Source organism: Methylobacterium fujisawaense, assembly GCF_039619325.1.
Classification (GTDB): domain Bacteria; phylum Pseudomonadota; class Alphaproteobacteria; order Rhizobiales; family Beijerinckiaceae; genus Methylobacterium; species Methylobacterium fujisawaense.
This window is the reverse complement of sequence record NZ_CP155000.1, coordinates 49,669-69,506: the sequence shown is the minus strand read 5'-3', so window position 1 is coordinate 69,506 and position 19,838 is coordinate 49,669. Positions and strand designations below refer to the sequence as shown.

The 19,838-nt window shown below is 65.7% G+C and carries 34 protein-coding genes; 13 read left to right on the top strand and 21 right to left on the bottom strand.

Annotated elements, in window-relative coordinates; translation table 11 throughout:
* Positions 1-35: 35 nt before the first annotated feature.
* The 4 genes from ABC766_RS00575 to ABC766_RS00560 form a co-directional block, all read right to left on the bottom strand.
* Positions 36-815: an SDR family oxidoreductase gene (locus tag ABC766_RS00575; RefSeq protein WP_043379573.1), complete on the bottom strand. Its 780-nt coding sequence runs from the start codon at positions 813-815 to the stop codon at positions 36-38.
* A gap of 130 nt (positions 816-945) precedes the next feature.
* The gene (locus ABC766_RS00570; RefSeq protein ID WP_164706393.1) at positions 946-1,083 is read right to left on the bottom strand and encodes a hypothetical protein; all 138 of its coding nucleotides are present in this window, start codon (positions 1,081-1,083) and stop codon (positions 946-948) included.
* A 573-nt stretch (positions 1,084-1,656) separates the two neighbouring features.
* Positions 1,657-2,151 carry a hypothetical protein gene (locus tag ABC766_RS00565; RefSeq protein ID WP_279897999.1) on the bottom strand — a complete coding sequence of 165 codons (495 nt, stop codon included), beginning with the start codon at positions 2,149-2,151 and terminating at the stop codon, positions 1,657-1,659.
* On the bottom strand, positions 2,148-2,657 hold the full coding sequence (locus ABC766_RS00560; RefSeq protein ID WP_043345988.1) for a hypothetical protein: 510 nt from the start codon (positions 2,655-2,657) through the stop codon (positions 2,148-2,150). Before ABC766_RS00560 ends, ABC766_RS00565 begins: the two co-directional genes overlap by 4 nt.
* A 221-nt stretch (positions 2,658-2,878) precedes the next feature.
* Here ABC766_RS00560 and ABC766_RS00555 point away from each other — a divergent pair, with 221 nt between their 5' ends.
* On the top strand, positions 2,879-3,286 hold the full coding sequence (locus ABC766_RS00555; protein ID WP_345820582.1) for a hypothetical protein: 408 nt from the start codon (positions 2,879-2,881) through the stop codon (positions 3,284-3,286).
* Positions 3,287-3,410: 124 nt separating this feature from the next.
* Positions 3,411-3,665 carry a hypothetical protein gene (locus ABC766_RS00550; RefSeq protein ID WP_043379566.1) on the top strand — a complete coding sequence of 85 codons (255 nt, stop codon included), beginning with the start codon at positions 3,411-3,413 and terminating at the stop codon, positions 3,663-3,665.
* Positions 3,666-3,965: 300 nt separating this feature from the next.
* On the opposite strand, the gene ABC766_RS00545 is transcribed toward ABC766_RS00550, so the two are convergent.
* The 4 genes from ABC766_RS00545 to ABC766_RS00530 all read right to left on the bottom strand — a co-directional run bounded on the left by ABC766_RS00545 (position 3,966) and on the right by ABC766_RS00530 (position 5,605).
* Positions 3,966-4,259, bottom strand: a complete 294-nt coding sequence (locus ABC766_RS00545; RefSeq protein WP_075380087.1) for a hypothetical protein — start codon at positions 4,257-4,259, stop codon at positions 3,966-3,968.
* A gap of 413 nt (positions 4,260-4,672) precedes the next feature.
* Positions 4,673-4,876: a hypothetical protein gene (locus tag ABC766_RS00540; protein WP_043345991.1), complete on the bottom strand. Its 204-nt coding sequence runs from the start codon at positions 4,874-4,876 to the stop codon at positions 4,673-4,675.
* Positions 4,873-5,130, bottom strand: a complete 258-nt coding sequence (locus ABC766_RS00535; RefSeq protein ID WP_345820580.1) for a hypothetical protein — start codon at positions 5,128-5,130, stop codon at positions 4,873-4,875. Before ABC766_RS00535 ends, ABC766_RS00540 begins: the two co-directional genes overlap by 4 nt.
* 298 nt (positions 5,131-5,428) lie before the next feature.
* Positions 5,429-5,605, bottom strand: coding sequence for a hypothetical protein (locus tag ABC766_RS00530; protein ID WP_345820579.1), 177 nt, complete (start codon positions 5,603-5,605; stop codon positions 5,429-5,431).
* A 129-nt stretch (positions 5,606-5,734) separates the two neighbouring features.
* Between ABC766_RS00530 and ABC766_RS00525 the strand changes: the two genes are divergently transcribed.
* From ABC766_RS00525 to ABC766_RS00485, 9 genes are all read left to right on the top strand, one after another.
* Positions 5,735-6,007, top strand: coding sequence for a hypothetical protein (locus ABC766_RS00525; RefSeq protein ID WP_345820578.1), 273 nt, complete (start codon positions 5,735-5,737; stop codon positions 6,005-6,007).
* Positions 6,004-6,306: a hypothetical protein gene (locus ABC766_RS00520; protein WP_345820576.1), complete on the top strand. Its 303-nt coding sequence runs from the start codon at positions 6,004-6,006 to the stop codon at positions 6,304-6,306. Before ABC766_RS00525 ends, ABC766_RS00520 begins: the two co-directional genes overlap by 4 nt.
* Entirely contained in the window at positions 6,287-6,892 is a 606-nt protein-coding gene (locus tag ABC766_RS00515) for a hypothetical protein (protein WP_345820574.1), read from the top strand. The genes ABC766_RS00520 and ABC766_RS00515 overlap by 20 nt, the downstream gene beginning before the upstream one ends.
* Before the next feature lie 37 nt (positions 6,893-6,929).
* Positions 6,930-7,229, top strand: coding sequence for a hypothetical protein (locus ABC766_RS00510; protein WP_345820573.1), 300 nt, complete (start codon positions 6,930-6,932; stop codon positions 7,227-7,229).
* A gap of 27 nt (positions 7,230-7,256) precedes the next feature.
* Positions 7,257-7,466, top strand: a complete 210-nt coding sequence (locus ABC766_RS00505) for a hypothetical protein (RefSeq protein WP_345820572.1) — start codon at positions 7,257-7,259, stop codon at positions 7,464-7,466.
* 18 nt (positions 7,467-7,484) lie between these two features.
* On the top strand, positions 7,485-7,799 hold the full coding sequence (locus ABC766_RS00500) for a hypothetical protein (RefSeq protein ID WP_345820570.1): 315 nt from the start codon (positions 7,485-7,487) through the stop codon (positions 7,797-7,799).
* Positions 7,792-8,007 carry a hypothetical protein gene (locus tag ABC766_RS00495; protein ID WP_345820568.1) on the top strand — a complete coding sequence of 72 codons (216 nt, stop codon included), beginning with the start codon at positions 7,792-7,794 and terminating at the stop codon, positions 8,005-8,007. The genes ABC766_RS00500 and ABC766_RS00495 overlap by 8 nt, the downstream gene beginning before the upstream one ends.
* 25 nt (positions 8,008-8,032) lie before the next feature.
* On the top strand, positions 8,033-8,191 hold the full coding sequence (locus ABC766_RS00490; RefSeq protein ID WP_345820566.1) for a hypothetical protein: 159 nt from the start codon (positions 8,033-8,035) through the stop codon (positions 8,189-8,191).
* Between the two features lie 67 nt (positions 8,192-8,258).
* Entirely contained in the window at positions 8,259-9,101 is an 843-nt protein-coding gene (locus ABC766_RS00485; RefSeq protein ID WP_345820564.1) for a P63C domain-containing protein, read from the top strand.
* Positions 9,102-9,198: 97 nt separating this feature from the next.
* Here the strand turns inward: ABC766_RS00485 and ABC766_RS00480 are convergent, their stop codons facing one another.
* The 8 genes from ABC766_RS00480 to ABC766_RS00445 form a co-directional block, all read right to left on the bottom strand.
* Positions 9,199-9,771, bottom strand: coding sequence for a hypothetical protein (locus ABC766_RS00480; protein WP_345820563.1), 573 nt, complete (start codon positions 9,769-9,771; stop codon positions 9,199-9,201).
* Between the two features lie 29 nt (positions 9,772-9,800).
* Positions 9,801-10,073: a hypothetical protein gene (locus ABC766_RS00475; protein ID WP_345820561.1), complete on the bottom strand. Its 273-nt coding sequence runs from the start codon at positions 10,071-10,073 to the stop codon at positions 9,801-9,803.
* 14 nt (positions 10,074-10,087) lie between these two features.
* On the bottom strand, positions 10,088-10,492 hold the full coding sequence (locus ABC766_RS00470; RefSeq protein ID WP_345820559.1) for a hypothetical protein: 405 nt from the start codon (positions 10,490-10,492) through the stop codon (positions 10,088-10,090).
* A gap of 165 nt (positions 10,493-10,657) precedes the next feature.
* Positions 10,658-11,038, bottom strand: a complete 381-nt coding sequence (locus ABC766_RS00465) for a hypothetical protein (RefSeq protein ID WP_345820557.1) — start codon at positions 11,036-11,038, stop codon at positions 10,658-10,660.
* A 9-nt stretch (positions 11,039-11,047) separates the two neighbouring features.
* A complete protein-coding gene (locus tag ABC766_RS00460) occupies positions 11,048-11,281 on the bottom strand; it encodes a hypothetical protein (protein ID WP_345820553.1) in 234 nt (77 codons plus the stop codon).
* A gap of 8 nt (positions 11,282-11,289) precedes the next feature.
* Entirely contained in the window at positions 11,290-11,778 is a 489-nt protein-coding gene (locus tag ABC766_RS00455) for a hypothetical protein (RefSeq protein WP_345820551.1), read from the bottom strand.
* A 478-nt stretch (positions 11,779-12,256) separates the two neighbouring features.
* Entirely contained in the window at positions 12,257-12,994 is a 738-nt protein-coding gene (locus ABC766_RS00450) for a hypothetical protein (protein ID WP_345820548.1), read from the bottom strand.
* Complete coding sequence (locus ABC766_RS00445) at positions 12,991-13,491, bottom strand: HNH endonuclease signature motif containing protein (protein WP_345820547.1); 501 nt, start codon at positions 13,489-13,491, stop codon at positions 12,991-12,993. Before ABC766_RS00445 ends, ABC766_RS00450 begins: the two co-directional genes overlap by 4 nt.
* 29 nt (positions 13,492-13,520) lie before the next feature.
* Between ABC766_RS00445 and ABC766_RS00440 the strand changes: the two genes are divergently transcribed.
* Together ABC766_RS00440 and ABC766_RS00435 are read left to right on the top strand one after the other, a co-directional pair.
* A complete protein-coding gene (locus ABC766_RS00440) occupies positions 13,521-13,742 on the top strand; it encodes a hypothetical protein (RefSeq protein WP_345820546.1) in 222 nt (73 codons plus the stop codon).
* A gap of 47 nt (positions 13,743-13,789) precedes the next feature.
* Positions 13,790-14,131 (top strand): hypothetical protein, encoded by a 342-nt coding sequence (locus tag ABC766_RS00435; RefSeq protein WP_345820544.1) that lies wholly within the window; start codon positions 13,790-13,792, stop codon positions 14,129-14,131.
* A gap of 2 nt (positions 14,132-14,133) precedes the next feature.
* On the opposite strand, the gene ABC766_RS00430 is transcribed toward ABC766_RS00435, so the two are convergent.
* The 5 genes from ABC766_RS00430 to ABC766_RS00410 all read right to left on the bottom strand — a co-directional run bounded on the left by ABC766_RS00430 (position 14,134) and on the right by ABC766_RS00410 (position 19,691).
* Complete coding sequence (locus ABC766_RS00430) at positions 14,134-14,493, bottom strand: hypothetical protein (protein ID WP_345820542.1); 360 nt, start codon at positions 14,491-14,493, stop codon at positions 14,134-14,136.
* A gap of 500 nt (positions 14,494-14,993) precedes the next feature.
* Positions 14,994-16,931, bottom strand: coding sequence for a hypothetical protein (locus ABC766_RS00425; protein WP_345820540.1), 1,938 nt, complete (start codon positions 16,929-16,931; stop codon positions 14,994-14,996).
* A gap of 2 nt (positions 16,932-16,933) precedes the next feature.
* On the bottom strand, positions 16,934-17,416 hold the full coding sequence (locus tag ABC766_RS00420; RefSeq protein WP_345820539.1) for a hypothetical protein: 483 nt from the start codon (positions 17,414-17,416) through the stop codon (positions 16,934-16,936).
* On the bottom strand, positions 17,409-18,749 hold the full coding sequence (locus ABC766_RS00415) for a hypothetical protein (protein WP_345820536.1): 1,341 nt from the start codon (positions 18,747-18,749) through the stop codon (positions 17,409-17,411). The genes ABC766_RS00420 and ABC766_RS00415 overlap by 8 nt, the downstream gene beginning before the upstream one ends.
* Before the next feature lie 66 nt (positions 18,750-18,815).
* Positions 18,816-19,691, bottom strand: coding sequence for a DUF2612 domain-containing protein (locus tag ABC766_RS00410; RefSeq protein WP_345820533.1), 876 nt, complete (start codon positions 19,689-19,691; stop codon positions 18,816-18,818).
* Positions 19,692-19,838: the final 147 nt, after the last annotated feature.

Sequence of the window (19,838 nt, the reverse complement as noted above, 5' to 3'; positions counted from 1 at the left end):
GATGCAAGCGGAGGGCCCGGGCGGGCCCCCGCCCGTCAGAACGTGCCGGGATAGGCGCCGCCGTCCATCAGCAGGTTCTGGCCGGTGATGAACCCCGCCTGCCGGCTGCACAGGAACGCGCAGGCGGCGCCGAACTCGTCGGGGTGCCCGAACCGGCCGGCGGGGTTGGCGCGCGCCCGCGCCTCCAGGAACGCCTCCACGGTGGTGCCCGCCTTGGCGGCGCCGGCTGCGGCGTTGCTGCGGATCCGGTCCGTGTCGAAGGGGCCGGGCAGCAGGTTGTTGATGGTCACCCCGTGCCGCACCGTCTGCCGGGCGAGGCCGGCCACGAAGCCCGTCAGCCCCGATCGGGCGCCGTTCGACAGGCCGAGATGCTCGATCGGCGCCTTCACGGCGCCGGATGTGATGTTGACGATCCGGCCGAACTTGCGGGCGATCATCCCGTCGACGGTCGCCTGGATCAGGGCGATCGGCGCCAGCATGTTGGCGTCGAGCGCCCGGATCCAGGCGTCGCGGTCCCAGTCGCGGAAGTCGCCGGGGGGCGGCCCGCCGGCATTGTTGATCAGGATGTCGGGCTCTGGGCAGGCGGCGAGCGCCGCGGCCCGGCCGGCCTCGGTGGCGATGTCGCCCGCGACGGCGGTGACGGTGACCCCCGTCTCGCTGCGGATCTCCCCGGCGGTCCGCTCCAGGAGCTCCGCGTTGCGGGCCGTGATCGTCACCGCGACGCCCTCGCGGGCCAGCGCCAGGGCGCAGCCCCTGCCCAGTCCCTTGCTCGCCGCGCAGACGAGCGCCCGGCGCCCGCTCAAGCCGAGATCCATGGGGAGCCTCCGTGACCGGCCCTCGCCGCGAGGGCATCCGCCGCGTCATAGCCCGCCGGACGCCCCCCGCGGAAGCGATCCGGGACGGGGCCGCGGGCCTTTCAGGCGGTGTTCGGCCGGCGCCCGCCGCTCACCACGTGCGCAGGTCGCGGGCGCCGGGCCCGTCGGGACGCTCCTCCCGCTCCGGGGCGACGAACCCGGCCCACAACAGGGCCACCGCCCCGGTGAGAAGCGGAAGGGACGTGCTGAGGACGAGGCTGAGGGTCACGGCGATCCTGCCAGGCGGACGAGGTCGAGACGACGAGGTCAGGCTCTTTTGGTCCGAAAGTTGTTTTCGTGAGCTTAAGGTTGCCGATCATATTGAAGAGGCCGCGGCAAAATCTGAATGCGCTGCGCCGCTCCAGTCACCGCCTGCGCGGTCGGGCCTCCCCGTCCGGGCGGAATCTGCGGTCGTGGCGCTCCGCATCGGGATGTCGCACGGCTGTTCGAGGACGGATCCGCGGGGCGACGGACCGGCTGCCGGCTCACGACTGCATCAACCCGCGCGATCCCCAGGCCGACGCGATTCCCAGGCCGGGCAGGCCACGTTCGTGCGCTCCGTTGCGGAACGGCCTCTCCCCGAGATCACACCCGTCGTGGATCGCGCCGGAGACGGCCTATCGCCGCGCCTGTCCGACGCCTGCGTCCGAGATCTGCAACCGGACATCGCCGTGTCTCACGGCCGGATGGTGCCTAGGGCTGGGCGCAGCCTGCGGTCGGTGTCACGGCCCTTCCGGCAACCGCGTCGTCCAGCCGCGCCTGTCGCGTCCGCCGGGACACCGGGGGGCCGCTGCGCGCCGGCTCACGGCTGATCCGCGGCCTCGGACAGGGCGCCGAATTCGCTGACCATGCACTCGTGCATCCGGCGCAGCCACCCCCGCGCTTCCGTCCGCTCGGCCTCGGCCCGTTCGGCCCGTTCGGCCGCCGCACGGGCCTGCGCCTCGGCCTGCTCGGCCCGCTCGAGTGCCGCCCGCAGCAGCGATTCAGCGTGGCGGGCCCGGTCCTCCGCGGCGCGGCGTGCCGTCTCGGCCGCGCGCACCGAATGCTGCGCCTCCCGGACGGACTCGCGGGCGCTCGCCTGCAGGCCGCGGACCCGCGCTGCGACGCCGCGCACGGCGGTCAGGGAGGCCGACCAGTCATCCGCCTCCGCTTCGGCCGCGGGCCCGGCCGAAGCGGCGCCGGAGAACAGGGCGACGACCCGGTCGATCGGCGCGGCGTCGCCGTCGCGAGGCCCGACCGGGTAGGTCAGGGGATGGGACTCCATCGTCTCGGCCCGCGCCCGGGCGGCGCCGCTCATGCCGCCTCCTGATCGGTGAGGTCCGAGAACTCGGACAGGATCGCCTGCTGGACGCGTTCCAGCCATTCCTCGGCCTGCCGCGCCCGGTCCTCGGCGGCGCGGACGCGGGCCTCGGCGGCCCTGGCGCGTTCCTCCGCGGCGAGGACCTGGGCCTCGGCGCGCACCTGTGCCTCGCGCGCCTGCATCTCCGCCGTCCGGGCGCGCTCGTTGGAGGCGTGGATCTCCTCACGCACCTGATCCAGCACCTGTTCGATGCGCGCCTCCCGCTCACGGGCCTGCGCCTCGATCTCGCGGGCCTGGCGGGCTGCGGCCTGGACCCGGAGGATGAGGGCGTCCCAATCCTGCGGCGAGGCCGGCGGCTTCTGAAGCTCGGCCCGTGCGTGCAGCGACGAGACGACGCGCAGGACGTTGCCGAGGTTGGTTTCGGGCCCGGCGCCGGAGTCGCGCTGGGTCTTGTCTGCGGGTCGAAACCGAGGGTCGTTCAGAAGCCTCTGCAGCTCGCTCACGGATCCTCTGCTCCCTCTCGATCCAATTCCGATCCGCCTAGACTGTTTAGAATAGTTAACAAACAATTAAATGCGCTGCTGGCCGATTGTAGAATGTTAACACGATGGGCTCCGCCGCCCCGTGGGATCCGGCCCTGGCGATCGAGGCCCCGTCGCAGGCTCGACCGCGCGGGACGCGCCGGGCCCGAATCCGCGCGGCCGGGTGCCGTCGAACGGACCCGGTGGGCCTGCGCCCCGAGGCCGCTGCCGCGCTGCCGGATGTGACGTTTGATACCGAAATCGCGCGGGGAATGAACGCGAATACAGATCGTCGCAGGACGCGATGGCTGGTTCGTCAGGAGGTCACGATGGCCGAGGAGCGCTTGGACGAGCCCTGGAGGCCTGCCTTCAAGACCGGGCAGATTTTCTTCGGGCGCCCGCCGGAATGCTGCGATTGTCTCATCTGGGAGCTCAGGGCATCCGGTGCGATGATCGAGCTTCATCCGGAGGCGATGCCGCCGCACACCCTGCGCCTGATCTCGATCGCCCTGCTCCTGAACCAGCCGTGCGAAGTCGTCGGGCGCGATGGCCGGAGGATCGAGTTGAGGTTCTCCTCGGGTTTGGACCGCCTGCTCCTGGGGGCGCGATGACGCGGGCGCCTGTCCGGCCTGCGGGCGACCCCGCTCCGCCACGGCCCGTGCTCATCCGACGCCGAAGCCTCCGCCGCGGCCATCCGGGCCCATCGTCAGCGCGATGCACCCGCGCAGGTGCGCCATGACCGCTCCGCAAGTCATCGCCACGGTCGTCTTCCTGACCTCGGTCGGATCGGCGATGGCGCTCGCCCTCATGGCAGGCGCCTCGTCCGCTCTGGACGCGGTGACGCAGACGTTTGATCGCGTGCGGCCGGACGAAACACGCGACCGGACGCGCCGCCGCCCGGACACCCCTACGGCATCGATCCCTGCCGACGGCGCGGCCGACCCCGTGGGCGCTGCGACAGGAAGCCCGGACGCTTCGCCTGCGCTCTGAGAGACCCTGTTTCGCATCGCCGGACAGGGCCGAAGGGAGACGGGAGCGCATCGCCGTGACCGGGGTCGGGATCCATCGCTCGCCCTGGAGAGCCGCCGGGTTGTTTGCGGCCGCCCGCGGCTTCTTCGGCCTGTGCGCGGTGCTCGTCCGCCCCACGCTGTTCCGGCGCGGTCCGATGGTGTCCGTGGGGCCGCGCGGGATCGCTGCGCTACGCGACGCAGCTCAGCGAAACGCCGGTAGCCTGCGCGTGGCGGGTCCGCGGCCCTCGTGATCGCATGCTGCCGCGCGCGCTGCGGTACGCTAACCGACCTTGTCGTCCGGTTCGGTGGGCTCCACGCTCGTACCGAGCGCTCCACCGCGAGGCAAATCCACCGGACCGTGCCCGTCCCGGTTCAATATGCCGCCGTGATCTGGATTGCGCCCGTGGTTCGGGTGCGTCGCCTGCCGCTGGGCCTGTGCCAACTCCCTGTGGGTCGGCAGCGGCCGCCAAGGAGCGGGGGCGGCCCCCAGGCGAAGGGCCGTCGGGGTGCGCGTGAAATACACCGCCAGCACCACCCACGGGACGACGAAGACAACAAATGCGGTGAGACCCATGACGACGCTCCGCGAATCTTTGCCAGCAATAGTGAGAACGCTGTCGGTCCACTGCTGATCCCGCCGGGTCGAAATCAATCTCTGTCGCACCGCAACACAGGTTTCGTTGGTGGACGCGCGATGCCGCATCGCGTCGGCTTGGCAAGATCGGAAGCGGAAACGCCGATACGCCTGACCACGCTCCGTGATTTGGCTCGCGGCGTGCGGAAGCGGGCGGTGCCGCCGCGAAGCACCCGCAAGCCGCCTGCTTGAAGTCTCCGGATCGACCGTCTGGGCCGCCTCGTCAGGCCCGCACCGGGTGGATATCCGCCGGACAGATTTCTGGCGGCTCAACCACACAGGCCGCCATCACGCGTGGGCGAATGCCCTGACGCGGCCGAGCGCCTCGCGGCGATGGGGCCGTCGGCAGATCGCTACCCCAGCGCGATCAGCATCCAGGTGCGAGCCTTCGCCATCAGTTCCCCGTCCCCGGCCGACGGATCGGATGCGATCACGCGGCCGATGATCTGGCGGGCGTCCGTGCCACTCATCCCGATTCCCTGCGCGAAGCCGCTCAGGCGCTGCATCAGGCGATTGGCGGTGGCTTCGCGATCCAGATCGGCCTCGGGCTCGCTCATCCGTTCACCGGGTGCGCCAGCAGGATCGCGGTCCGGACCATGGTGCGCGTCCAGGCTGGCGTGTCGGTGGTGAGCGCATCGGCCGCATGGGCGTGCGTTCGGATGGTCACGACGAGGTCGAGGCTCCAACCCTTCGCAAGCGGGTACGCGTCGGTCGCGAGGTCGGCCGGCACCGCGTCGACCGCAGCATCGATCTCCTGATCGGTGACCTCAGCGGCTTTCCGGAATTCGGAGACGGTCGGGTCGGTGGCCACGCGAACCTGCGGCTGATGCCCGCTGAACCCGCCTCAGATTCGCCGAACCTGAGGAACCTGTTAGAAAACCGTCTTCGGTCAAAAAAACCATCCAACCTCGCTCGGTTGGATGGTGGGCGCGACAGGGATCGAACCTGTGACCCCTACCATGTCAAGGTTCTTACCCCCACCCAAGCCGTTCAAATCATTGGTGAAGGCCTTAGGTCTCGAAGGGGGAAATCGGGCGATGTTCGATTTCCGTTCAGGGCCGACCGGTTCAGCGAACCGAAGAGCACTACCTAACCGGAGGTTCGGGCGGTTAGTCCGGCTTGGGCTTGGTGCGCTCGCGGGCTGGCATGGCCTCTCGGCGTTCAAGCTCCCGCATCACGGCCTCCCGCAGCAAGTCCGTTTTATCCTCGTCCTCGGATAGCACGGCTTCCATGCGCTTGATCCACCCCGCCGGCAGCGGGGCGATGATCTTGTCGGGATAGCGCATCTTCCGGCCCATCCGTCCGCGGCTATCGCATATGGGAAATTCGCTCAACTCCGCCTCTTTTTCGCATATGCCTTATTGACGACCGATAACGCATATGCGAAAACAAATCAACAGAGACGGAGCCCACCGATGACCCGCACCGCCAACATCCACCTCCACACCGAGACTTTCACCAAGCGCCACGAGTGCGGCACCGTCAGCAAGAACGTCATCAAGGTCGAGCGCATCCCCGGCACCGACAACAGCGTCGTTACGATCCTCACCGACGAGCGCACCATCGGCGAGCACTACAGCCCGATCGTCGTTCGCATGATCGGCAACAAGGGCCGAGACGGGATGCTCTGGAACCTGCACACCGCCCGGAAGAACTGCGAGGAGCGCGGATACCAGAGGGCGGCATGAGCCGCCCCGCCATCCACGAGCGGGTCGCCTACTCGGCCCGCTACTTAGCTTCTCAGCCGATGGCGCACTTCCCCGGCCATGCGCGTGGCGGCTTCGTGGTTGGCGAGGCCGCATTCAAGCGCGGTGTTCTGATCGGCGTGGCCCCTGACTGGACCGATATCGCGTTCGTCCGGTGGGACGATCAGCCCGAGATCGCGATCACCACGCACATCGACAACCTCGTGCCCGAGCGTGAGATCGCGCGGGACGCGGACCAACACCAGCATTCGGAGGGACAAAATGTCGGACGGCACGATTGATCGCATGAAGCTCGCGAAGCTCGATGGACTGGTCCAAGATCTGCTCGACGAGATCGAGGACGCAGGAGCAGGCGATGTTGCGGCCGAAGCGCTGTTCGAGCCGCTGAGCCAAGCCAGCGCTGCTCTGCATTCGGTTCTGACCCGATACGCGACCCTGACGAAGCCCGCGACGCCAGGCTGGCAGGGCATTGAGGCAGATGAAGCCCGGATTGCGGCCTGGGTCACGGACCGCTTCGGCGCCGACAGCCTCGACAATGCGATGGAGCGAGCAGACCGCCTTCTTGAGGAGGCTATCGAGATGCAGCAGGCGATCTATGCGGCGGCCGGCTGCTATCCCGAGGTCGCGATCCGCCGCGCCAACGATCTCGTGCAGCACGTCAACGCCAAGCCGGCCGGCGACCCGAGGCAGGAGATGGGCGGCGTCATGACGTGCGCCCTTGCGCTCGGCCGTCGCCTTGGTGTGCGGCTGGATCTCGCCGCCCAGGCCGAACTGACCCGGATCGAAGGGCTGTCAAAGGCCCACTTTGACAAGCGCCATCAGGCGAAGGTCGATGCCGGCGTTGCGGCTCAGCACGAGCGTCCCTGACCCCGCCTAACCCTCCCCCACAGATAGGAGAGAAGCGATGGCACGGACCTTCTACGCGCAGAGCGACGCCCCGACCCCGACGCTCACTGTAGGCGAGCTGATCGCACGCCTGCAGGATTTCGACCCCGCACAGCCGGTCGTTTTCAAGTCACCACGGAATGGCTGTTTCGGGCCGGGCACGGCCTACAGCATTGAGGGCGTGCGGTCCGTCATCTTGCCTGCCGAAGCCGTGCATCACCCCGCCTGCATCCGCCACGACGAAGAGACCGGTGAGCCGGAAACCGTCGAGGCGTGGACCGAAAATTGGCACCGTTGGGAAGGCGTCGAAATCGCCTAACCCTTCCCCGCAGACAAGGAGAGAATGATGGCCACCTATAGCGTAATGCTCCCGATCACCGGCTACGTGGTGGCGGATGTCGAGGCTGACTCTGAGAAAGAGGCTATCGAGAAGGCGCTAGATCTCAACTACAGCGCCAAAGACATCGAGGAATGGGAGGTCCACGAGTACACGAACCGCGGCAACGTTGCCTACGGGGTCTGCACGGAAGCCTCGGCCGAAAAGCTCGACGATTGATCCCAGGAGCGACACACCATGGCCGAGACAACCGTTAAGCCTAAGCTCCGGACCTTTGAGGTCGAGGTCCGCCAGATCGTGCGGGTTAAGCTGGATCCGGCAAAGTTCACACCGGAGTTCATGGCCGACTTCCGGCGCGACTTCTACCCGCTGTACGGTCTGGACGATCACGCCGAGCACCTTGCGCAGCTCGTGGCCCGTGGCGTCGCCGAACTCAGCCCATATCTGCCGAAGGAGTTCGTGGAGGGCTACGGCCCGATTGGCGAGATGGGCATCTCGGCAGAGGTCCACGACTGCGAGCAGGATGTCCTGCGGGAGTTATCGGATGCCTAGCCCCTCCCCCGCAGAAGACGACGAGCCCGACGTGATGCAGCAGCCTTGGTGCTGCCTAACGTGCTCGCAAACTTTCCGCTTCGGCAAAATCCGCATGCACGACGGCGGCCTTCATTGCCCGCACTGCGACAGCATAAACCTGCACCCGGCTGACGGCGCGGCGACCGAACTCGACAGCTATGGAGGCGAGATTGGCACGCTCAACTGACCGGCTCCCGGAAGACGACCCCGACGTGATCGACATGCACGTTGAGCGGATACTGGCGATGAGCCCTGAAGAGCTGCGTGCCGAGGTGGTCGCTCAAGGCGATGACCCAGACAGGCTTGCGGATGTCGCGCGGCAGGCCTTTGAGCGTGCGAAGGCGCAGGTCGCGGCGATGGGCAAAGGCTGATCCGAACCGAGCGCTCCTGCCCAAGGCCGAGTTCGGCTCAGATGATCGCCCTGTCCGCATCGGCGATATGGAACTGCCCTGCTTCGTTCTTGAAGACGAGCGTCGGATCCTGTCCGCGAGCGGCATGCAGGCCGCACTTGGGATCGCACAGGGCGGCAGCATGCGCGCTGGCATGAGTCGGATGGAGCTTTTTGCGGCCGGAAAGATCATAAAGCCGTTTATTGACAATGAGTTAGCCGATAGAGTCCGGAACCCCGTTCACTTCCGCACGCCGAGCGGTAATCAGGCCTACGGGTATGAGGCCGACACGTTGGTCATGCTGTGCGAAGCTGTCCTGTCCGCTCGGGATGCCAGGGCGCTTCAACCGCAACAGATGCCGATTGCCTACCAGTGCGAACTTGTCATGCGCGGCCTCGCTCGGGTCGGCATTGTCGCCTTGGTCGATGAGGCAACCGGCTATCAGCAGGTTCGCAAGCGCGATGCCCTCGCCAAGATCCTAGAGGCGTACATCTCGAAAGAACTGCTACCATGGGCTCAGCGCTTTCCGCTGGAGTTCTACGAGGAGATCTACCGGCTTCATGGCTGGGACGGCCTAGACCCGGCCAGCCGCTCCAAGCCGGGGTACGTCGGCAAGCTCACCAACGCACTGGTTTATGAGCGACTACCGGACGGCGTGCTAGAGCAGCTTCGGACGCAGAACCCGAAGGACATCGACGGCAAGCGCAAATTCAAGCATCACCAATTTCTCACCGACGAGATCGGCAACCCGCATCTTGAAAAGCACTTGTCGAAGGTCGTGGGCTTGATGCAGGCGTCGGACACATGGATGGAGTTTAAGCGCCTGTTCAAACGGGTGTTCAAGGTGCCGGACAACGAGCCGCCGCGTGGCCGCGGGTCCGTGCGGATCTGAGGGCCGAAAACGCAAAAGCCCGACGCAGCGTTCGCTGGCCGGGCTCGGGTCTTCTCGGGGATACCGGAACGACGCGCGGGGAGAAGCGCGGTTCCGCCTACTCAGGCGGCGCGATGCCGACCGGCAGGGCGATGCTCTGCCCGAGGCCGGAGTTCTGGATGTGGGTGGCCGGCAGATCGGAGACCCGGTCCTTGAGCCATTCCACCACGGGCCGGACATCGGGTCGGATGTGAACGACGGCGATCCCCAGCACCAGCGTCACGCCGAGTATGATGGCGACCCGGCGCCAATCGGTGCGAGCCCTCCCCTCGTCGCTTGTCTTGACCGCCAGAACGGTGAACATGGCGCCAAGACCGAGAAGATAAAGCAGGAAGCCGTTCATGTCGCTCTTGATCATCCACTCGGGGAAACCGGTCATCCGCCACAGCAGGAGCCAGATGCCCCCGAGGAAGAGGCCCAGAAGGATGAGGAAAAGCCCGATCACGCTCTGCTGAGCAGACACCGGGGCTGGCTTCATGATGATCGCCAAGAACGACCGCGTGCAGATCAGGATCCCGGTGCCGCTGATCACGATCATGAACACGCGAAGCCACTCGGTCTGCTCGTTCGTCGGGAGAAACGGGGCGACGATCCAGTAAGCAACCGCCAGTCCGAGCGCCGACAGAAGCACCAAGCTCCGGCGGAAGCGGGCAACAAAGGTCAATGTCGGCGCTCCAGAAGCTTCAGGGCATCAATGGCAGCGGCGAGACCCGGCTCCTGATCGGCGCGGTGCCGCTGTCGTTCGAGCCGTTGATCGCTGCGGCGGCGGATCTCACGGCGGGTGGCTTCGATCTTCTTCCGGTCCTCGACGGTAGAGGCCGCGACCTCGCTGGCGACCTTCTGAGCCCGCTCATGGGCTTCCCCGCTCTCGGCGATGGCAGCCTCAAAGCGCTCCAGCTTCGTCTTGACGCGCGTCGGATACAGCCATGACATGAGGCGTCTCCCGATCATGCTGCTCCCCGATCATGACGAACGAGAAGGTTGACGACGGCATTGACCCCCGCGTGATGGTTCGCGACCGCGTGGCGCGTTTCGCTGATTTCTTTCGCGGTCTCGTGAGCTTGCTCCCGCAGGGCTTCGGCGGCTGCCGCTTGGGCCGACTGCATCCGTTCCAGCGTGGCGGTTAGCGCCAGCGTGGCGGTCTTCTGGGCCGATACCTCGCCGGTCGCCAGTTCCGTGAGCTTGCCGGTGCGCTCCCAGGAGCGGATCAGCAGCCAGAATAGGATCCCGACCGCGATGAGGAGCAGGACGCAAAAGGCGCCGAGCACCTTGTACTGGAACAGGACGTCTGCGGCGTCTGCGGCGGCTTTGGTCGCTTCGGCCGTCTGAGCGAAGGCCTCCGTTATCAGCATCGTTCAGGCTTGCCGTGCGGGTTGGTTCTGACACAGGGTGCAATCAGCCATGGTGGGCGCGGTCCTCATCGCGTCTGCTGTGGTCAGTGGCGCTAGCCGGAAAGCTTCCCGGCAGACGGCTGGCGCCACGCTGCATCGCCTTTGGCCGAGCGACGGCGGCCTGGATCAGCCCTGCGTGATGCCGGGGAGCTTCGCGGCTTCGGCCACGGACGGGACGACGTTCGAAAGCGGGATTTCGGAGGCCGTCTTCGGCTTCGTCACCACCGCATCGACCTGCGGGAGATCGGCCGCCGACTGGATGATGCCGTGCGGGCGGTTCTTGATGAGGCCCCACAGTCCGGCGCCCGCGAGCAGGATGCTACCGACGACGGCCTGGAACTCCGCCGTGCCGAGGTAGGCCAGCGTTTCCTTGGTGATGAGCCCGCGGCTGGCGAGGATGCCGGCCACGAAGCTGATCACGAGGCAGACCATCGCGATCAGCTGCGGAGAGACGACAGCCTTGGTGGTCGCAGCCTCAGTGGGCGCGACAGGCTTCTGTTGGGTCATATGCGGTCCTCAACCGAGATGGGGTTCAAGCTGCCGCCAGAGGTCGGCTGGGATGCTGTCCAGCTCGTCCTTGGTGAAGGTCGGGTGATTGAAGAAGCTGCACGCCTGGAGCTTCGCCACGACGTCCTGCCGTAGGCGCGGGAGCGCGTCGTGGACCGGCTTCGTGTTGAGGGCCATGCTGATCAGCGCGCCCTGCCCGGCCGTGATTTTGTACGGCACGGGGAACGGGTATTTGCGAGCCATGGCGCGGCTCACTTGGTCTTCGTGCCGGTCACAGCCACAGGCTGGCCGTTCACGATGATCGTCTTGGTGACGGTCTCACCGACCTTCGGCTCGGCAGCCTTGGCGGGGGCCTTCTTCGCCTTCTCGGGCGCCTCGCCGGCCGTGTAGGAGGTCGGGGCCGCGTTGCTCAGCGCCGTGCAGGCGATCTGCGCCACCTTCGTCACCGGCACGCTCACCGAGGCGATATCGGGGTTCAGGGCGACGATGATGTTCTGAACCGAGGTCACGGTCGGGAGGAAGCCGCAGGCGGTCTTGGTGGCCGTGCGGACCTGATTGATGATCGCCGTGACCTTCTGGATCTGGGCAGTCGAGAGGCCGACGCCGGAGAGACCGGCGGGGGTCGTAACGCCACCGTTGAGGGCGTCGTTGATCTGGCCCTGGCTGGCGGTGAGGTTGCAGGCAGACACGGCGACGCCGACGCAGCCAAGCGCCAGCGCCCGAACGAGGGTGCGGGTCATGAGAATTCTCGCGATGTGGGATTGCCGGAGCCGCCGGTACGGACGCAAAAGCCGAAACGGGTTATCCCGTAACGGAATGAAATCAGTGGGTTAGGGGCAACTCATGCAAAAATTGCACAGGTTCGCTGGCCTTTAACTGAAAGCGCGGCGGCTTTGCCTGAACGCGCGGAAGTGCTATGTTCTGAAGGTCAGTGCGGCGGCGTGGAAAGCAGACACGCGCGGTTGGCGGAAAAGGTGCCTACCGGAAGACGCTGAAAGTCGTAAGGCAAAGCTGGGCGAGCATGGCACTCCGCCGAAAGGCGGCTCGAAGGACCAGCGTAGTTGCAGGTTCGCATCCTGCACCGGATAGCCGGAGTAGCGTCCGGCCCGCACTGACATCATCTCGGAAACTGAGCGGCGACGCCGAACAGGATCGCCAGAGCCACCGCAGAGCCGAACAGAATGGCGAAGGCGGTCGGCCAGCCGGGGTGACTGGACATCAGCGGTGCTTCGCCTTCTGAACGACGTGATGCACGGGTGCCGCTCGTTTCCGCACAGGGACCGGCTTCTTCGGCTCCACGGCGTGCTTGTCCGCGACCGGCTTGGGCTTGGCGGGGGCTACGGAGGCCGCTGGCGGCGTCGAGGCTTCTGCGGCTGGCTCAGTGACGGCGCCGTGCTTCGCGGCGATCAGCGCGGCTCTGAACTGATTGAAGTACCCGGCGATCAGCGCGGCCTTGTCCGTGCCGTTGATGATGGCGCGGGCGGCCTTCGGATTGCTCTTGCCGTGGCCGAAGTAGTCTGACAGCTTCTTGCCCGTGAACCAGCCCGAGATCATCCCGTGGAACAGGATGGTGGCGGCCGCGTCCATCCGCATCGCCAGCGCGGGGGTCTTCACGAGGTCTTCGGCCGCCGTCAGCACGCCGAGCTTGCGCAGCTCCGTCGTGGCTTTGCGATAATTGTAGTCCCATGTGAGCTGGACGAACCCGCGCCCCCAGAACCCGGTTTTCCCGTAAGCCCGCCCCTTGCCGCGCCCGTACTCCTCAATCGGCTGCATCGTGCGCGCCGTCTCATGGATCGTTGTGGCGAGGACGTAGGCCAGCGGATCGGTCGGAAGCGCAGCCGGGCAGGCGTCGAAGATCGCATCCATGCCCTGGACCTGCTCAGCCGTCAGGCTGCCGCCGAACAGGGGCTTGCGGACGCGGTCGAAGAAAACAGCGCGGTCGAGCGAAGCGGTCATCGGCCGGCTCCGTCATGCTGCGGGGCGCCGCCGAACTCGGCGACGTAGCCAGCCTTCCAGTCGCCGAGAAACACGGCCTGGGCCTGCTCAACGGTGATGAGACCCTTCTTGAGCTTTTGACAGACGCGGTCCTCCAAGCGGTCCTTATCGTGGAACGTCCAAGGTCCGTCGCCGGCCTCGACCCAGAGGTTCGTCACGTCGTTGGCCCCGCCGGCACAGAGCGGAACCCGGTGGTCGATCTCGAACGGCGCCATGTGGTCCGTTCCGGGGATCGCATCGTGCGGACCCTTCATCCCGTAGCGGCGATAGACGGCCAGCTTCTCGGCGCCCGTGACGTTGCGGACCGTCGCGGTGTTCACGCCCACGATCTCAGCCCGGTCAGTCGTCCTCACCGCCCCCGGCGTGAGCACCGGATCGGGCTCGGTGCCGTCGCTGGCGGCATGGGCAGGGGTGGAGAGCGCGCAGGCGAGTGCCAGCGCCGCGAGGATGCGATGCATGCGGGGTTCCGATGTGATAAGCTGTGCGGATGTCAGAGCGCGATTACGCAGTCCGAGAATTGGCCGCATTGCTGGAAGCTGATTTGAAAGCTTCGGGCGCGAAGACAGTTGGCGAAGCTCAGGCCGTCATCAACGAGGCTTTGTGGAGCCTGATGAGCCCGCCGCACCTTGAGGTCGTTGAGCTATCGGAGGCTGACAAGCGAGATCGGAAGATGACCGTGCGCCTGATTGGCCCGAAGCTGCCCGGCTGATGCCTCGTGCCATCCTCGCAGAGCCTGCCAAGGCATAGGAGGGAAGGATGACCGACTTTCGCGACATGACGCCGGCCGAGCTTGAGAAGTCGATGGCCGACGATCTCTATCGCTTCATCATGGAGCATTGCCCGACGCGCGATCCTCAGGAAAACTGCGACCGCATCACGGGCTATCTGTACGACTTCTCGCAACACATTGAGACGGTCGCGCATCCACTCACAGAAGCCCAGAAGGCTGCGCGGATGAGCGCGCGGATTGAGTGGGTCCCGAAGACGGCTTGGGGCTGGCTTTCGATGCTGCGGATGCAGAACGAGGAGATTGATGCTCGGGAGCCGATCCCGATGGAAGGCGCCAAGGGGATCTACAAGATCAACGTCGCGTTCTGAGCCTACCGGTGCGCTGTCACCCGAAACGGGATCGACGGAGACGGCAGGCTGATCAGCGCAGACGACGTGAAGCCCAGCGCGACTTGGTTCGCCCCTGAGACGTACCACCAAGCGAGGTTGATGCCGCCGGGGATTGCAGCGGTCGGCTGAACGGAGATGTCCTCTCCGGCTGCGAGGCTGTCGCCTGCAACGACTGGAGACACTGCCAGCGTCACGGTCTGCGTCGTACCGAGGCTGATGGTCAGGGCCGTCGTCAGAGTGCCGGTGAACTTGGCGTGTCGACCTGCGAGCGCAAGCACGTCCGCTCGCGTCATCAGGTCGTTGGCGGCAGCCGCAGCCCTGCCAAGCTGCTTGCGGGGCATCGCTCAGCCCGTGATGACAGCGCGGAGAGCGCCGGCCGCCGGCGCAGTCGCGAACGTAAAGGCGACCGTGCCAGTGCTGGGCCGAACGGTGTCGGTCTCCACCGTCTCCCCCGTGTTCACCAGATAGAGCTGAGCCACCACGTCGAGCGTGCCGAGGTTGTGCGAGACCGTGATCGTGGTCGAGGATCCGTCGCCGACGTTGGTCGAGAACTTCCGAGCGACGACCGTCGTGTTGATCGCAAACTGGGTGCCCGTGAGGATTAGCCCCGTCCCGGCCGTGTAGGCAATGCCGGCGCCGAACTTGGCGAAGGCGATGGCCGTTGTGCCGACTGTGATCGTGTCGTCGGTAGTGACGGTGAAGGCTGTCCAGCGGAGATCCGTCCGCGTTGGTGACGGTGAAGTCCCATGCGAAGTCCTCCCCGTCGAAGAACGCGTCGGGGCTGCTAGCGGTGATCGCCATGAGTTAGGGTCTCGCAGCGGGGATCTGCCGGGTGGGGAGGTCAGTCGCGGAACCAGCCATTCGAGCCGGCATCGTAGCGGAACGCGATGGGGGCGGTCTGGCTGACCGTGCCGGGCGAGCCGTAGATGCTCTGGCCAGCGCCCGAGCATGAGACCACGCTGAGACTGGTGACAGTCAGGCCGGAGGTTGCAAAAACGGCACGAAGCCCGTTAGGCGGATTGCAAGGCAGAGCCACCGTGCCAGAAGCCAGCGTGCCGCTGCCCGCCAGGATGTATTTGCTGTAGGGCGACGGCCACGTCAGGTTGAAGCCAGTCCCCGGGTTGCCGGCGACCAGGGCCTGATCCCATGCGATGCCTTTGCGTTGGCAGCCGAGCCAATCGTTGCCGATGTTGTCGAGCCGCTTACCGCAAATGCTGTAGCTTTTAGCATTCGGCATGTTAATCATCGTATAGCCGGGGCGCGACGGGTCCACGTCACTCTCACACCCGATGCACTCAGTGGCTGACGAGTAATTTTGCGACGACCAAAGCGTCAGGCTGGTCGGCCCTCCATCGGCGGAAAGTCCGAACCCGATGAACTTGTTGGCGCCAACGTAGGTGTTGCCGGTGTAGTTCGGATCATCTCCATTCGCGACCCCGATGACGGTGGTGCCGTGCAGGTTGCACATGCCCCCAACCCAAAGGTTGGTGTCGGCCGCGCTGACGATCGAGATGCACTTGTTCTGCACGTAGAACAAATTGATCTGGTCGAACGTGTTGTGTGTCGTGACCTGGGCCAGCGGGTACGGCGCGTTGCCGCCGCTCGCCGTGCCGGAGCCATACTTGCCCTGGATGATCCAGCAAATTCCGCAGCCGTAGACCGTGATGTCGTGGAAGCGGTTCCACGTCACGTTCGACCCGAGATTGCTGTCCGTGATGTTGGTTGCGACTTCGCCGCCGAGGCTGAGGATCGTCGCGCCGCTGGTGCTCGACAGGAACCCTTCGATCAGTAGCCTGCCGACCTCGGAATGGTTCATCGTCCCGAAGGACATCACTGTCGCGGTGTAGAGCGCGAGGCTGCCCGGGAAAATACGGAAGTCCGTAAACTTGGCGCCGGAGAGCTGTTCGCCAGCGACCTTGGAGATGCACGGGTCGGCCGAGCAGTACCAGACACCGACACGCGGGCCGGGGCCGACCACCTCAACCATGCTGCGGAGCTGGACGCCGCCGGCCTTGAACGCCGTGAAGGCCGGGAACTGAACCCGCCCACCGCCGGTAGCCGCCTTTGCCGCGATGGCCTTGTTGATCGCAGCGGTATCATCGACGGAGTTGTCTAACCTCGCCCCACACGTCTTCGGACTGAGCGGCCCAGTTAGGTCGAGCTTCCAGCGTCCACCATCGGCCGCAACGATGACGGAACACCCGTCATCCGCCGTCGTGGTGTCATTTGTCCAGAAATACCGCCCCCCACCGCCATCTCCGACAGTCGCGTAGCCGAGCGTCTGAACGCTCTTGAACAGCGTAGCGCGCAGGTTGGTGCGCAGATCGGCGACGGTGTTGGTGCCGGCGAGCCAGCCGATGAACCACGATAAGGTGCTCTGGGCCGCGGCGTTGCTCGGCGCTGGAACGCTCGTCCCCGACACGTCACCGGTAGACCCAGAGCCCTGGATCTGGATGTTGTACGGCTGAGAGGTGAACTGGCCGCTTTGGGAATTGTAGGTGCCGAGGGTGGGGCCCGAGGGGAACCGCAGCTTACCATTCGGGTCGATAACCGGCATCGTCCCGCGGATGGTGGCGAGGGTCGAATTTACCGAGCCGAGCGTGCCGTAAAGCTCACTATCGTTCTTGTTGAGCTTAATCATCGCATTGCGGAATGGATCTCCCTTGTCGTTGTTCGGCGTTACGCCCACGACGACAGGATCCTGGCCAGCGCCGACTGGGTAGCTGCCCGAGAAGAGCAGCCCCAAGGCCAACAGCAGCGATGCGAGGCGCAGGCTCATCATCATCCCTCAGTAGTCTGCGCGGCAGGGGGCGCCTTAGCGGCGAGTACCTGCGCCGCACGGCCCTTCGCGATCAGCTTCAGCGTTTCGAGCTGCTGAGTGCCATTAATCGTGCGAGGGTCAGTTACGTCGATCGCTTCGGCCCCGGCCGCCATTAGACAAAAAAGACGAACCGAAGGCTCATTGGAAGCTGCAAGGGCGAGTTGCTCATCTGAGGTGAACAGGCCCATGAATTTGAGAAAGTTCATAGGCAAGATAACCGGGGTCCCATCGACCGACAGGCCATACGGGGTCAGCACTTCTTGAAGCGAGGCGTTCGTCTGATTGCCTTCCTCGTCCCGCGGCCACACGGTCGGGATACCGCCGATGGCCCTCCAGTCCGCGAACCCCGCGTCATCCAGGTCAAGGATCTTCTGAGCCTTTGACCCGTACAGGCGGTCGTCGTCGGCCTTCCAATACCAATTCCGAGGATCATAACTAGGCATAGGTGCTCACCGAGTCTGCGGATCCAGCAGCGTTGCCGGGGAAAACGTTGGGGCCGGCGCCATTCACGAGGATGCGCCCGCCGGTCGTGGCTAGGTATCGCGCGCCGACGGCGGGACCTGAAATAGACACGCCGGTAAGAAGCGCGATGACGCCATTCGCGCTTGCGATGGCCGCCGCGCTTGTGAACGACGGGGTCCCTTGGATCGACAGGTTGCTCGCCAAGGTGATGAAGCCGCCGGAGGCGTTGAAGATGCTGCCGGCGAACCCGGTCCCGATGCACCCTGAGAAGAGCGTGGCCGAGCCACCCTGCGTCGCGAGGACGTAAGGCTGCCCGGTCGATACGCTCGACGCGAACGTCACGTTGCCCGTACTGATGCTGCCAGAGCCGACCGCGCCGAGGTGCGAATTGATCGTCCCGGTATTTTGAACAGTCAGGCCGTTAAGCGAAAGGTTCGTCCCGACCGCGCCGAACAACGAACTGCCGCCCCCGCTAGGGCCGACGCCCGAGGCGCTGTAGAGAGCTTGGTTCGCCGGATCGCCCTGAATGATGACTTGGCCGCCGACGTTGATGTTGCCGGGCGGCGCATAGGTTCCGGGGTTGCCGAGCTGAATGGTCAGCGGCTTGCCGGGCAAATAGAACCTGTTGGCCCCGTACTGGATCGCCGAAGCGATCGTCGGGAAGGCCGCAGCAGCGGTGTTGGCTGAGCCATCCGGCGATGTGTTGGTCGCGTCGGTGCGAACGTAGAGCGTCGCGGTGGTGGTGATGCGCGGGACCTCGCCATTTGCGAAGCCAGCGAGAACCCATTGCCCAGCCTGGGAGTCGTACAGGAAGTGCGCGATCTGCCCAGCGAGAAGGTCGCCCATCTGGAGGGGCGTGCCATTCTTGCGAACAGCCGTCTTGGACCCGAGGGCGTTCAGCGCGATCGTGACTGAGCCGGTGTTGGTGTTGGCGACCCGGACGAAAAGCTGCCGATAGTTGGTTAGCTGGGGCGGGGCAGGGTCGAGGGCGACGCTGATGGCGTTAGCCGTCGTGGAAGTGTCCACGCCGAAAATGGCACTTGAGAGCATCGCCGCAATAGAGGCTCGCAGCTTGGCAGCAAAGCCGACTACGTCGCCATCATCGTTCGCATCGACGAGACCGTATGCCACCAGCACCTGTCCAAGAACAGAGGCCCCGAACGCACCTTGCCGCCAAACCTTGTTGACGTGCGCAGGATCTGCGATGCCGTTCTGAAATCCTGTTTGCCGTGCAGTGTCGGAAGCATAGGCGCTATCGCTCAGAACGAGCGCACCATCGCCAGTTGCGAACGGGAGGAGATTGTTGGTCGGCATGCGAAAGCGCCCTCATGCGCCGGCAAAGGCGCTGCGGTTCTGCGAGCGGGAAGGAAGGGTGATCTGCTAAGCGGCGATTTGCGCGGCGACGGCGGCCGGAGCGTTGCCCCATGCACCCGCGCCAAATCCGGCAACACTCTCGGTTTCGGGCCCGAAACCGAATAGCGGGGCTTGATCAACGGTCGTGACGAGTGTTGTGAGCCTTGCGCCCATGGCCTTGATGGGGAAGAGCCCAGCAGCGAGGATAGACAGATCCAAAGCCGCCGGAAGCTTACCGGCGAACCCGACCTTCAAGCTGTACCCGAGCGATGGTGCGCCGAGGACGTTTGGTCCCTTCCACTTGCCGGATCCGAAGCCGCGGGCAGCGTCCCCGAAGGAGAAGTAGTTGATCGGCGAAGCTGCGGGGGCGGCATCGTCCACGACGATTAGCGCTGCCGGGTCCGTGAAGTAGGACCGCAGAATGGCTAGAATGCCCTCGCTCGTACCGTCCCAGGAATTGGCGAGGATCTTGGCGTAGAGTAGTCGGCGGTAAAGGTCGTCGGGCAGGACGGACATGCCCTCTCCGGGATCAAGTGGACTCCTCCAGTAGCCGGATCCGAAGCCAAGGATGGGGTCGCCGAAGGCGAAGAACGTGTTGGGCAGCGGCACCGGGACGAGGCGAGACCGGCCGACCCACTGCCCGACGACGTCGAGCTGCGCACCTTCGGCATAGTCGAGGTCGAACGCCAGCGGCAGGGTGCTGATGACGGCCTGCGCGTCGGCATAGGGCTGGACGTTGACCCGCACCGTGGCGACGAACCGCGCCTTGGTGCTCTGCCACGGGGTGATCAACGCGGCATAGTCGTTGGCTGTCCGCGTGTTGGTCTGGTCGACCGTGACGACCGTAGTGTCGGCTGTGACATCCGTCGTGTCGACGGTCGATGGGGCGGACGAGTAGGCCATCAGGGCGCCGAGCAAGCCAGTTGGCCGTTGACGAACATGGCGTACCGCCCAGGCTGGTCAGCAATCGGTGGGCAAATCTCGCATCCGCAAGTTGGGCAAGGAGGCGCCTTACCGACGGCCGGAGGCTCGTCGCAATCCAAGCGCCGA